8 protein-coding genes and 3 tRNA genes are annotated in these 13,090 nt (G+C 70.0%); 7 read left to right on the plus strand and 4 right to left on the minus strand.

Annotation, left to right across the window (positions count from 1 at the left end; all coding sequences use genetic code 11):
- The first annotated feature begins 106 nt into the window (after positions 1–106).
- From ACFZBU_RS04190 to xerC, 3 genes are all read left to right on the plus strand, one after another.
- Positions 107–721 carry a hypothetical protein gene (locus ACFZBU_RS04190; protein ID WP_391581933.1) on the plus strand — a complete coding sequence of 205 codons (615 nt, stop codon included), beginning with the start codon at positions 107–109 and terminating at the stop codon, positions 719–721.
- Between the two features lie 251 nt (positions 722–972).
- Complete coding sequence (locus ACFZBU_RS04195) at positions 973–2,562, plus strand: protein kinase (RefSeq protein WP_391581934.1); 1,590 nt, start codon at positions 973–975, stop codon at positions 2,560–2,562.
- A gap of 867 nt (positions 2,563–3,429) precedes the next feature.
- Positions 3,430–4,593 carry a tyrosine recombinase XerC gene (xerC, locus tag ACFZBU_RS04200; RefSeq protein WP_391581935.1) on the plus strand — a complete coding sequence of 388 codons (1,164 nt, stop codon included), beginning with the start codon at positions 3,430–3,432 and terminating at the stop codon, positions 4,591–4,593.
- Here xerC and ACFZBU_RS04205 read toward each other — a convergent pair.
- Positions 4,572–4,648: transfer RNA gene (locus tag ACFZBU_RS04205), tRNA-Pro, on the minus strand. The genes xerC and ACFZBU_RS04205 overlap by 22 nt on opposite strands.
- A 113-nt stretch (positions 4,649–4,761) precedes the next feature.
- Between ACFZBU_RS04205 and ACFZBU_RS04210 the strand changes: the two genes are divergently transcribed.
- From ACFZBU_RS04210 to ACFZBU_RS04225, 4 genes are all read left to right on the plus strand, one after another.
- Complete coding sequence (locus tag ACFZBU_RS04210; RefSeq protein WP_391581936.1) at positions 4,762–5,736, plus strand: hypothetical protein; 975 nt, start codon at positions 4,762–4,764, stop codon at positions 5,734–5,736.
- A 211-nt stretch (positions 5,737–5,947) separates the two neighbouring features.
- Positions 5,948–6,733, plus strand: coding sequence for a helix-turn-helix domain-containing protein (locus ACFZBU_RS04215; protein WP_391581937.1), 786 nt, complete (start codon positions 5,948–5,950; stop codon positions 6,731–6,733).
- Positions 6,734–6,770: 37 nt separating this feature from the next.
- Positions 6,771–7,691 carry a DMT family transporter gene (locus tag ACFZBU_RS04220; protein WP_391581938.1) on the plus strand — a complete coding sequence of 307 codons (921 nt, stop codon included), beginning with the start codon at positions 6,771–6,773 and terminating at the stop codon, positions 7,689–7,691.
- A gap of 692 nt (positions 7,692–8,383) precedes the next feature.
- Positions 8,384–9,667 (plus strand): M28 family peptidase, encoded by a 1,284-nt coding sequence (locus ACFZBU_RS04225; protein ID WP_391581939.1) that lies wholly within the window; start codon positions 8,384–8,386, stop codon positions 9,665–9,667.
- A 241-nt stretch (positions 9,668–9,908) separates the two neighbouring features.
- On the opposite strand, the gene ACFZBU_RS04230 is transcribed toward ACFZBU_RS04225, so the two are convergent.
- The 3 genes from ACFZBU_RS04230 to ACFZBU_RS04240 form a co-directional block, all read right to left on the minus strand.
- Complete coding sequence (locus ACFZBU_RS04230) at positions 9,909–12,350, minus strand: endonuclease/exonuclease/phosphatase family protein (protein ID WP_391581940.1); 2,442 nt, start codon at positions 12,348–12,350, stop codon at positions 9,909–9,911.
- A gap of 326 nt (positions 12,351–12,676) precedes the next feature.
- Positions 12,677–12,747, minus strand: a tRNA-Cys gene (locus ACFZBU_RS04235).
- A gap of 92 nt (positions 12,748–12,839) precedes the next feature.
- A tRNA-Cys gene (locus ACFZBU_RS04240) sits at positions 12,840–12,910 on the minus strand.
- Positions 12,911–13,090 lie beyond the last annotated feature (180 nt).

Here is a 13,090-nt window from a genome sequence, read left to right on the forward strand (position 1 = left end):
GTGCAGTGCGAGTTGCCCTCTTCGTGAGGCGCAACGGATCGAGAGGGAAACTGTGAGCCACACGGGGGACGAGCTCGAAGAGTCTCGACTTCAGAAGGCCGTCGAGATGATCGCCATTACGCCGGGGGCGGCCGCCGAGCTCGTAGACGGGTATCGCGCGACTTTCGAGGACAAGTTCAAGCGGAAGCCCGAGAGCCTGGAAGACAAGCGCCGGATCGCGGCCAGGATAGTCGGCCGGTACTCCAAACTTTCGGCAGTCGCCGGCGCGGTCACCGCAGCCCCGAGTGTGATTCCAGGGGTCGGGACGGCGGTCGCAGTCCTGGGCGGCGGTATCACCGATCTCGCGGCGGCCCTCAAGCTCCAGATCGACATGTGCATGTGCCTGGTCGAGGTGTACGAGACCGAGCTGAGCGATGAGGACAAGAAGCACCTGGCTTTCGTGCTCGCGTTGGCCGGTTCGGTGGAGCAGATGGCGTCAAAGGGCGGCAAGGCCGCGGTCATGAAGATCGCCGAGAAGATGGTCTATCAGTACCTGCGAGGGCCGGCCTTGATCACGATCAAGCAGCTGTTCAAGCGGGTGTCGATCACCTTCACCCAGAAGGCGATGGCCAAGGCGATACCCGCCGGTGTAGGCGTCGCTTTCAGTAGCTCGACCAACTACGTACTGACGACAGTGGTGGGCAGGGTCGCCGTCGCCGTCCTGGCCAAAGATGTGAAGTAGCAACGCTGCATCGGGTTTGGCCGCCGCCGACTCGTATCGCAGTCGCACCTTGCGATCCGACGAGGCGCCAGGTCTTGCGATGACGTCGGATCACGGCAAGGGCCGACGGGGCCGACCGGCCGCCGTACTCTCCCACCCGTGGGTATCCGTGGCGACCAAGCTCACCTCGCACCACACCGCTGGACGGCCTATCAGCGCAATGGCCACACTGAATTCGACCGTGACCGTTCATCACGCATACCGGGGGCAAGGTGCCGCAGGAGACGATCTCCGACCGTTACGAACTCCTGGAGGAGCTCAGCCACGGTGGCATGGGCGATGTGTGGCGCGGCTACGACGCCGTGCTCGACCGGCCCGTCGCCGTGAAGCTCATCCGGCAGGCGTCGATCACCTCGCCGCAACTGGCCGACGAGTTCGCCAAGCGCTTCCGCCGCGAGGCCCGCATCACCGCGCGTATCCAGCACCCCGGCGTGCCACAGGTGTACGACGCGGTGCTCGACGCGTCGTACGAGCGGCTGTTCCTGGTGATGGAACTCGTCGACGGCGTACCGCTGTCCGCCTACATCGTCCCCGACCGGCCGCTGCCGGTCAGCTGGGCGGTAGCCGTCGCCGCGCAGGTCGCGACCGTGCTGTCGTACGCGCACAACGTTCCGGTGATCCATCGAGACCTCAAGCCGGGCAACATCCTCATCGCACGCGACGGCACCGTGAAGGTCCTCGACTTCGGCATCGCTGCCATCCTGCGCACCGACGTCACCAAGCTGACCGCCACCGGTAGCCCCATCGGTACCCACCAGTACATGTCGCCCGAACAGGTCCGCGGCGGACGCGTCACCCCGCAGACGGACCTGTACGCACTGGGCTGCGTGCTGCACGAACTCCTCAGCGGCAGACCTACGTTCCAGGCGGAAGGCGAGTTCCAGCTGATGTACCAGCACGTCAACGTGGCCCCCACGCCGCTGCGACAACTGCGGCCCGATGTCCCCGAGGCGCTGGAGGAACTGGTCCTGCACCTGCTGCGCAAGGCGCCCGAGGTGCGGCCCGCCGACACGCAGGAGGTGTACGCGCGGTTGCTGCCGTTCCTCCCACTTCCGGGCCAGGGACCCGGCACGGCCGAGGCCGGGCCGGCCGGCGCGCCCGACCCGACGGGCGTGTTCCGTCGCCCTTTCGCGCCCCGCGCTCGCGTCCAGGCGCCCGCATCTGATGGTTTGCCGCCCACGGCCGTTCTTCCGAAGGCCCGGCCGGTGCCCGTTCCCGCTCAACTGCGCGAGGACATCGAGGAGGCGTACGCCCACTCCGACGCTCTGCTGGGGGAAGAGCGGTTCGCTCAGGCCGCCGAGGTGCTCGGCGAGGTCATCGAACCCGCTGCCCTCGCCCTCGGCTCCGAGAGCAAGCCCGTTCTCGCGCTGCGCCGCCGGCGAGCGGCGATTCGCCTCCTCGGCGGCGACTACCGGACCGCCTTGCCCGAGTTCGAGTCCCTCGCCGATGCCTACGCCCGAATCGCGGGACCCAACGGCGAGCAGTCCCGCGCATGCCGTGCCCAGGCGGCCCGGTGCCGCGCCGAACTGGGCCAGGTCACCGAAGCGCTCGCCGTGCTCCAGGACGTGCTGAACGTCGTGCGGGCCGTCGACAGTGACGTGAGCGAGGAAGCGGTGGAGCTGCGTCACAACATCGGGATGCTACTGCTCGCCCAGGGCCGAACCGCCGAAGCCCGGCGGGTGCTCGAACCTCTCCATCAGGACATGTGCATGGTGTTTGGCCCCGACGACGAGATGACCGTCGAGATTGCTGCGGCGCTGGCCCTGATCCGCCTGGACCTCGACGGCGACGCTGCCGGGTAACCCGCTCGTATACCTCGCAGGGCTTGGCTGGAGTCACTGAAGCCAGGCCTGGCCAGGGGCCGGTTGCTTTTGCTGAGCCTGCATGCACGACGTCGGAGCTCCGCCGGTCGACCGGCGGGAGATGTGAAGCGCCCCCGCGATGAGATCATCTCTGGCAACTTACGCATGTTGGCCGAGGCCGAGCGAGGGATCATGGCTTGGGCGAGGGAGATTTGCTCTACGCACTGGTAGCCGGTCAAGACAACCACTGTCGGGGCGCCCTCAGGGTCTTGCTGCGGGCGGGGCTGTCCGGCGAGCCAACGGGCATGGTCGGCATGGTTGCACGCTGTCAACCGAGCCGCCGACCAACTCACGGCGTCCAGGATCCGGTGACTGCACTGTGCTGTGTAGCAGGACGGGCCGAATCGCGCGGAAATGGCTCGGGTGACGCTCTGTGTTTGGCCCCTGACGACCTGTAGCCGGCACTTGCCGCACGACAAGGGATGTCTGCTGGTCGGGGTGGGTCGGTTCCGGGTTGTGGTCGTGTGGTGGGCGCGCAGGCTTGAGGTAGGTGTCCCTTCGCCGTTTGGAAGCGATCACGATGCGTTCTTCAGCCTGTAAAGGCCGTGTCTATCGTCGGTGTGGTTGTCGTGATCGGGGGCGCAGGCAGCTCGGTGCTCGTTGTCCGGGGCTGGTCGCTGATCCCGGGCACGGTACGTGGACGTTCGCGGTGGATCTGCCTGCGCCGTCCGGGTCTCGGGTGACGGTTCGGCGTGGCGGCTTCGACAGTGACGAGGCGGCTGCGGCGGCGTTGCGGCGTTTGTTGGAGGGGGCGGTCGGTGGGTTCGATGCGGATCCGAATCAGACGGTGGCCGAGTACCTGACGGAGTGTTGCAGGCCAAGGCGCTGACGCTGAAGCCGACCACGTTGGCTCGCTATCGGGACTACGTGGTCAACGATCTGGTGCCGCATCTCGGTGGGATCCGGTTGGACGAGCTCGGCCGTCGTCATCTGGTGGGGTTCGCTCGGGCACAGCTCGCGGCTGGGCGGGGGAGGGTGACGGTTCATCGGTGCATGGCGACGTTGTCGAGTGCGTTGGGGGATGCGGTGCGGCAGCATCGGCTGCAGTACAACCCGGCGCGGCCGACGATCGTGCCTCGGCCGCGGGCGGCGGAGCGGGTGGTGTGGTCGGCTCGTGAGGCGGTGCGGTTCCTGCGGTGCTGTCACGAAGGTGATCCGCTGTTGGCGGACCTGTGTGAGGTGTTGATCGGTACCGGGATGCGCAAGGGCGAGGCGCTGGGCCTGCATTGGGCCGACGTGCACCTGGACGAGGGTGTTCTCTATGTGCGCTACACGCTCTCGGCCATCGACAACAACCGATTGGCGATCACCGCGCCCAAGACACGCAGCAGTAGGAGTTGGGTCGCGATCTCGCCCCGGGTCGCGGCGGCGTTGCGGCGGCGCGCTCGTGCGAGCGGTTCCGGTCGGGTCGATCCGGCGGATCCGTTCACGGGCCTTGTTTTCACTCGGGCGAATGGCCGGCCGTTGCGGCCGCAGACGTTGCTGGATCGTTTCCGCCACTGGTCCGCCGAGGCCGGGGTGCCCCGGATCACGATGCACGACCTGCGGCACCTGGCCGCGACGCTGACGATCACCGCGGGCGTGCCGCTGACGGTGGTGTCCAAGACCTTGCGGCACTCGACGTTGTCGACGACCGCGAACATCTACGCTCATCTGACCCGGCAGGCCGCGCACGATGCAGTGGACGCCATCGAGGAGGCCCTCGTCGGCGCCGAAGGCGAGGACGCGAGGATCGACCTGCCGAGCCGGGTGCGACCACACCGCGACCACCCGGCCCGGCTCCGCGACCTGTTCAAACCGCTCTACACCGCTGCGGTCGCGGGTCGTTCGATGACGTGGCTCGGGGTCGGCCGACAACCGTGCGACCACACTGCGACCACCACGCCCCGAGACGTGGAAAAGGCCGCCTTCCCATTTCTGAGAAGACGGCCTCCGACCTGCGTAAACGCTGGTCGGGACGACAGGATTTGAACCTGCGACCCCTTGACCCCCAGTCAAGTGCGCTACCAAGCTGCGCCACGTCCCGGTGTTCGGCTGGCCGAACACGGAAACCATATCGCACTTTGGGGGGTGGTCCGCCACGTGGTTGTTCGGTGGTGTCGGGCGTGGGGAGGGGGGTGGGTCCGGGAAGATCTTGGGGTGGCTTATCCGGTGAATGTCGATGTCGTGCCGCTCGAGACCTATCCCGATCTGGATGAACTCCAGCGGCTCGGGGTCGGGGCGTTGCTGAGTGATGGGCTCGAGTCCGTGGAGGGGTTCGAGGAGGCGGATGGGGTCGGGGTGGACCTGGTGGACTATCGGGTCACGCCTCGGTCGGATGGGGCTGCGGTGTTGATGTCGGTGGATGCGCCGACGTTGGAGGCGGCCGAGCGGACGGCGCGGCAGATGGTGCTGGCGGTGCTGGAGGCCAGCGTGTTGCTCGCGGATTGGCGGGTGGTGCGCAGCGAGGTGCAGTTGCATGAGGAGTTGGTGTACGAGAGTTTGCTGGCGGCGGACGGGCCGGACGCTCCGGCGGGGGATCCCGCGTTGCGGGCGCGGCGGCCGATGCCCGAGGAGCGGTTGCGGATCGAGCGGCAGGCCGCGGGAGTGCGGGCGTTCGGGCTGGATGCGTTCGGGTGTGAGCCGGACACCGCGCAGCCGGACGTGCCCGAGGAGAAGGCCCGGCTGGCGGCGGGGGCCGTGGCGAGCTCGGTCGGGGTGCTCGTGGATCTGCTGTTCACGGATCTGGTGAATCTTCGTGAGGCGGACGGGGCCTCGTTGTTCGTGTTGGATGCGTTGCCGATTCTGGAGGAGGGGTTCGTCCGGCGGTTCGTGGTGGCTGCCGTCACGGTCACCGGGCGGCTCGGTGGGAACGAGTGGGCGCCGCCCGCGTGTTTTGCGGAGGAGATGGCCTTGCGGTTGTTGGTGGATCAGGCGGCGTCGCTGTTGGAGCGGCACGGGTTGTACGACGACGATGTCGAGGCGGCGTTCGTGACGTTCAGCGATGCGGCGTCGGACGATCCGGAGTCGGTGGAGTTGCGGTTGTCGGACCCCGGGCCGGAGGAGTGGTTCGAGCCGATCGTGCCGGGGCGGCCGGTGCATGGTTATTTGAGAGCGCATCGACATGAGTGGTGAGATTGCGCCGGGTGGCGCGGGTGCCTTGGGTGGCACGGGCGCGGTGGGTGGCAGGAGTGGCGCATGTGGCCCAGCCGGCGCAAGTGGTCCAGGTGGGTCGAGTGGGCGTCAAGCCCCCCGCGCCGACCTGCGGGCGCGGCCCGATCGTGGGCGTGGTGAGTCCGCTGTGTGGACGCGCGTGTATGGGGTCGAGGACACGCCTCTCGATTTGATGACCGCGCGGTTTCGGCGGCATCGGTATGCGCCGCACGCGCACGAGGAGTACGCGATCGGGGTGTGTGTCGAGGGGGTCGAGCAGATCGGCTACCGCGGCGCGGTGCATCGGTCCGGACCCGGGACGATCGTGGTCGCCGAGCCGGGCGAGACGCACACCGGCGGGCCCGGAATCCCCGAGGGGTACGCCTACCGGGTCTTCTACCCGTCCGCCGCCCTGGTCGGCGAGGACCTGCCCGGTCCCGCCCCGCACTTCCCGTCGCTGCTCGTGGCCGACCCGGGGCTCGCCGCCGAGATGGTCGCCGTACACATGCACCTGACCACGGGCGGCGACGCGTTCGAGGGCGAGTCCCGTGTCGTGGAGGTGCTGCGGGCGCTCGTCGGGCGGTACGCGGTACGGGCCAGGGCCGATCGGCACGGCTCGCCGGACGCAGCCCGGGTGGCCCGGGCGGTTCGCGAACGGCTCGCCGACCAACTCGTGAGCCCGCCCTCGCTGAGCGAGTTGTCGGCCGGGATCGGGCTGTCCCGCTACCAGACGCTGCGCGCGTTCCGCGACGCGGTCGGGCTGCCCCCGTACGCCTGGCTCGCCCAGTACCGGGTCGCCCGCGCCAAGGTGCTGCTCGCCGCGGGGATGACGCCGGCCGAGGCGGCGCTCGCGGTCGGGTTCGCGGATCAGGCGCATCTGGGGCGATGGTTTCGCCGCGTGCTGGGAGTGACCCCCGCCGGCTACCGCAGCAGCGTGCTGCGCAACAACGTTCTAGACCGATCGGCCTCGCGTGACTGATCATCCTCTTCGATCAAGAGATTGAGGGGACACGGCCGTGAGTCGTCGTGGGGCGTTGTTGTTCGCGTGCATGTGTGTGATCTGGGGGATCCCGTACCTGCTGATCAAGGTCGCGGTGGACGAGGTGTCGCCGGGCGTGCTGGTGTTCGTGCGTACCGGGCTCGGCGCCCTGCTGCTGTTGCCGTTCGCGTTGCGGGGCGCGGGCCTGCGCGGGTTGCGGCCGTACAAATGGCCGCTGCTGGTGTTCGCGGTGACCGAGTTCGTGGGGCCGTGGTGGATGCTCTCGGATGCCGAGCGGCGGTTGTCGAGTTCGACGACGGGGTTGTTGATCGCGTCGGTGCCGATCTTCGGGGCGGTGCTGGTGTACCTGACCGGCGGTACCGAGCGCATGGGTGCGGTGCGCTGGGCCGGGCTCGCGATCGGGTTCGGCGGAGTTGCGGTACTGGCCGGGCCCACGCTCGGTGGTGGCGATCCGTGGGCGGCGCTGGAGGTGCTCGCGACGGCCCTGTGCTACGCGGGGGCGGCGTTGGTGGCGGAGCGCAGGCTCAAGGACGTGCCGAGTCTGCCGATGACGGTGGTGTGTCTGGGCTTCACGGCGCTGGTGTACATACCGTTGGCCGCCGTGCAGTGGCCTTCGCACGTGCCGGGCGGGAAGGCACTCGGTGCGATGGGTGTTCTGGCGCTGGTGTGCACCGCGATCGCGATGGTGATCTTCTTCGAGTTGGTGCGCGAGGTGGGTGCGGCGCGGGCGACGGTGATCACGTACGTCAACCCGGCGGTCGCGGTGGCGGCGGGGGTGTTGATCCTGGACGAGAAGTTCACGCTCGCGATCGGGGCGTCGTTCGTACTGATCCTGGGCGGCGCGGTACTGGCCACGCGCAGGAACGCGACCCCGGTCGCGGTGGCCGAGGAGGCCACGGACCTGCCGGGGGCGGTCGACGCGCCCGAGCGTTGCTAGAGCTGTCTTCAATCCCGCACCGAGTACCGCGACACTCGGCTCCGCACTGCGATGCCCGGCTCCGCACTGCGACGCCCGGCTCCGCACTGCGACGCCCGGCTCCGCACTGCGACGCCCGGCTCCGCACTGCGACGCCCGGCACTGCACCGCGACGCCCGGCTCCGCACTGCGACGCCCGGCTCCGCACTGCGACGCCCGGCACTGCACCGCGACGCCCGGCTCCGCACCTCGCCGCCCCGGGCGAACCACCCGAAGAGCACCACTATGCGAGTGTTCTTCCGGTACGCCGATGCACGGCACCGGACGCCGCTGAGCCCGACGCGGGATCGAAGCCAGGAGGCCTGGAGGCTGCGCCCGGCCCCAGCCCGCGACGCGCCGAGCCCTGCGTGCCCCGACCCTGCGTGCCCCGGGCCGACCGCGCCCCCGGGCCGACCGTGGCTCCAACTCACGCGCGCGCCAAGCCCAGCGAGCCCCGAGGCCAGGGCGCCACACCGCGCCCCCGGCCCACCGCCACGAGACCACAGCCTCGACCCACCACCCCGGCCCACCACCCCGGCCCACCACCCCGGCCCACCACCCCGGCCCGTCGCCCAAGCCCGACGCCCAACCCCGACACCCGACCCGACCACGCCGTTAAACAAACGTGCGCGGCAGGGCGGACACGGTGCCGGTGGGCGTGGCATCGTGGCGAGATGACGAGTCGCGGGGGACACGGCGCACACGACGACACACACGACGACGCGCATCGGGGGAGCGGCCGCAGGAAGCGGTCGCGCCGACCGTCCGAGGCCGAACTGCGAGCCGTGATCGAGCCGTTGGCCCGGATCGAGCGGCTGCCCACCTCGGCCGGCGAGCGCGAGGCGGCGCAGCGGATCGCGGAGATGTTGCGCGAACTCGGGGCCAAGGACGCCGTGGTCGAAGAGGAGCCGGCGTATGCCTCGTACGCCCGTCCGATCGGTACGCTCACCGCGATCGCGACGGTGGCCGGCCTGCTCGCCAAGCGTTCGCGGGTGGCGGCAACGCTCGTCGCCACCGCCGCCACCCTCGGCATCGCCGACGACATCTCCTATCGCGGCCAGTACGCCCGCCGCGCGTTCGGCGGCCGGCGGCGCAGCGCGTACAACGTGGTCGCCTCCGTCGGCGACCCGGACGCGGCTCGCACCCTCGTGGTGACGGCGCATCACGACGCGGCGCCCACGGGGGTGGTGTTCGACGAGCGGGCCGCGCGCCGGCTGGCCACCCGCTATCCGCATCTGCTGGACAAGGCGAGCGAGAACCCGCCGCTGTGGTGGCCGGTGGTCGCCGGCCCCGCCCTGATCGCACTCGGCGCGGCCACCGGGTCCAAGGGCCTGCGCCGCGCCGGGATCGGCCTCGCCGCGGTGAGTACGGCCGCGTTCACCCAGATCGGTCGCAGCCGCGCGGTCCCGGGCGCCAACGACAACCTGTCCGGGGTCGCCGTGCTGGTCGCGCTCGCCACCACCCTGCGCGACGAACCCGTGGACGGTGTGCGGGTTTTGCTCGTCTCGGCCGGCGCCGAGGAGGCGCTCCAGGAGGGCATTCGGGGCTTCGCCCGTCGCCACTTCCCCGAACTCGACCGCGAACGCACGTGGTTCCTCAACGTGGACACGGTCGGATCCGGCAATCTGGTCCTGTTGGAGGCCGAGGGGCCGCTGCGCATGGAGCCCTATGACGTCCCGTTCAACAACCTGCTCTCCGAGTGCGCCACCCGCAACGACATCGCGGTGCTGACCGGACTGCGCTCTCGCAGCTCCACCGACGGCGTGGTACCCAACCGGCACGGCTACCCGACGGCGACCCTGGTCTCGATCGACGACCAGAAGCTGATCCCGCACTACCACCTGCACACCGACCTGCCCGAACACGTCGACTACGACTGCGTCGCCGACGCCTGCGCCCTCGCCGAGGCCGCCGCACGGGCCCTGGCCCAGGCCGAACGACCCACTGCCAAGGGGTAGTTCGCAGCGAGGAACCAGTCCGACCAACCCGACCCGACCCGGCCCGGCCAACCCGACCCGGCCCCACCCAAACTGCCCGAACGACCTTCGCGCCCGACACCGAATCCGATGCCGGGCGCGAAGTGACGCTACGTCAAAACCGAGTCCGAGCCGAGACCGAAGCCAGGGCCGAGACAGAAGTCCGAGCCGAGACCGAAGCCAAGGCCGAGACCGAAGTCAAGGCCCAGACCGAAGTTCCCCCTCAGGCCCGCTCCATCAACTCCTCCCACAGCCGCTCCAGCAGATCCAGGAAGTCGTTGCCCGTGCTCGGGTGCACGCGCAGCACCTGCGGATCGTGATCGCTCGCCTGGTCCGCGAAGGCCGCGTTCACGTGCACGATGTCGTACTCGAAACGGCTGATCCGCGGGCTGGTCAGGATGTGGTCGAGCATCTGGCTGTTGCCGTTGAACACGTACCCCCAACGCTCGTTCGCGGGCAGCGTGTCGACCATCGTGCGCAGCGCCCCGCCGTCGGTGAGCGTCTTGAGCGTCGGCGAGAACGCGAAGTCGTTCAGGTCGCCGAGCACCACCAGGTTCGCCCTCGGGTCGGACTTCAGCAGTTCGTCCACGAAAGCGCGCAGCACCTTGGCCTGCGCCAGCCGCTGCACCTCCGAACCACGCGTCGGCGGCTGGAATCGGCTGTCCAGCGCCTGGTCGCCGCCCTTGGAGGCGAAGTGGTTCGCGATCACGAACACCGTCTTGCCGCGGAAGCGGAACTCCGCCGCGAGCGGCTTGCGGCTGTTCTCCCACGCCGGGTCCGCGGGGGAGACCCGGCCCGGGGACTGGGTCAGTCGGGTACGCCCCAGCCAGTCCTTGCGTACACCCACCGCGCTGGTGGGACCGCCGCCGGGACGGTCCACGAACTCGACGCGCGTAGCGTCGAACAGGAACGCGTTACGGATATTGCCGCCCGGCTGACCGCCGTCCTTGCCGTCGACCGGCTCGATCGAGCGCCACGAATAGGCCGGTCCGCCGGCCGCCTTGATCGCCGCGACCAATGTGTCCAGCGTCTGATCGGCCGCGACCACACCGTCGTTGGTCGGTCCGCTGTTGTCCTGGATCTCCTCCAGGGCCACCACGTCCGGCGTGGACAGGCTGGTGACGATGCCCTTCGCGAGCCGGTCGAACTTGGCCTGGGTGTCCTTGGGGGAGAGGTTCTCCACGTTGTACGTGGCGACGGCGAGTTCGCTGTTCTTCTGGTCCCGCGTCGTCTCCGGGGTCAGCGTGCCCTTGACCACCTTGCCCAGCGTGGTCGCGGCCAGCGAGTACCCGCCGAACTGGTCGTACGTGAGCGGGCCGACGGTCTCGCCGGTGAGCGTGTCGCCGACGTTCGCCTGCGGGAACGGCTCCTGGGAGAACGGGATCAGCGACGCGACCTTGAGCCGGCCGCCGTTCTGCGCGTCGTACCCGCTGTACAGCGTGCCGCCCTGGGCGGTCGGGTTCTGCGTCGGCTCCAGGGTGACCCACAACTCGCCGTGCGAGGTGCTCGGACCGACCACGCGCGATTCGCCTACGCGCGTCAACTGGCCTTCGAGCGACTCGTACAGGTCCAGCGCATACTTCGTCGGCTCCAGCGCGAGCGCCTCGATCGACGGTGTCCCGGTGGGCGCGTACGCGTCCGGCAGGGTGGCCGCGTCGAGCAACACCGGTGCGGGCAGCGCCTGGCCGGATGCTTCGATCACCCACGTGGCGCCGGTGACCTGGGTCAGCGACTGCCCGCCGATGGTCTCGCCGCCCGGGTAGAACTCCTCGACCTTGCCGGTCACCTTGACCGCGTCACCGACCGCGACCTGCGGGGTGACCGTGCCGGTGAACACGAACAGCCCCTCGGACGTGCGGGGATCATCGTCCGGACGGCTGTCCTGGAACCAGAAGCCGCGTGCGCTGCCGAAGCTGCGCACACCGGTCACCACACCCGGCACGCCGGTCACCCGGGTGCCGTTCTTCGGTGATATCCGAGTGCTGCCCTGGATGTCGTGGATGCGCGCGTTGGTCGGCTCCGGCTCGCCCGGACCCGGGTCGGTCGGACCCTGTCCACGCGCGTTGAGCGGCGTCGGCGCGCCCGCCGCGAAGTCCGCGGCGTTGTCGTCGGTGTCCGCGAGCGACGAAAGCCGGGCCACCGACGCCGAGTTCGACGCGCCGGACGCCGGGCTGCCCTCGCGGACCACCGCGTCGCCGTAACCCGCGACGTCCACGACGCGACCGTCGGCCAGGCAGTCCGCCGCGCTCAGGCACGTGAGCGGCGCGGTGCCGCGGACCAGTGCGACGGTGCCGCCGGTGCCGGACATGTTGATCGCACCCTGCGCGTCCGGTGCGGGCAGCGCGAGGGTGCCGCCGGCGCCCTTGGCCTCGCCGATCAGGTACCGGCCGCCGGGCGCCACCGCGCCGGTCAGCGCGGTGACCTGCCAGGCCGAGGTCGGCTTGGGCGCGGCCGGGAGGTACTGCACGCTCCAACCGTCGACCGCGACGGCGGCCGAACCCTTGTTCGCCAACTCGATGAAGTCGTTGGTCAGGCTCGCGCCGCTGTTGCCGCCGCCGCCGTACACCTCGGCGAGCAACACGTCCACGGCGGGCGCCGCGACGGCGGGAGCGGGTGCGATGACGAGCGCGCCGCCGGCGAGGGCGCCGGCCACGGTCGTGGCCACGACACCGATCCGTCGCCGCCGCGTACTCGGCACGGATCGTCGTCGAGACGATTGCTGACGGAATGTCACCCAGGGCCTCCGAAAAGCGAAAGGGACAGGTTCGGGACATTCTCGGGACTACGGGTGAACGGCGTCCATCCTTTGGGCGGCCCGAAGGGGACCAAGGTTCACCCGGCGCCCGAATCTTTTCCCGGGCACCCCCACGCATCCCGCGCCCACACACCGCCGCGCCCACACATCCCCGCGCCCACGCGCAAGCGCCCCAGCGGGCGGGCGCGTACGGCCGGCATCGCCATACGCGCCCGCCCTGCCCTGCACCAACTCGGAGATGGAGGCGGGATTCGAACCCGCGTACACGGTTTTGCGGACCGCTGCCTCGCCTCTCGGCCACTCCATCGCATCCCACCACCCGCATCCCGCCCGCCGATCGACTCGGAGTCGGGAACTCCGAGCCACCGGCCAACGGTTCGCGCCGCGCGTCCCCCTTCGAGGTGGAGACGGGATTCGAACCCGCGTGAACGGCTTTGCAGGCCGTTGCCTCGCCTCTCGGCCACTCCACCAAGCCGGGCCGCAAGCCCGGTCGGTCCATCCATCCGCTCGTGTTCGGCGGTACGTCCCTGTCCCCGCGGGGATGCGCCGCGGGCCCCCTCCGCCCGGCGGCGCACCCCCCTCTCCGGTCCCGCACCCCGGGATCCCCGGCGCACGCACGCGTCCCAACGTGCGGCGCATCCCGCAGGACC

This window comes from Embleya sp. NPDC008237 (assembly GCF_042956465.1).
Taxonomy (GTDB): Bacteria; Actinomycetota; Actinomycetes; order Streptomycetales; family Streptomycetaceae; genus Embleya.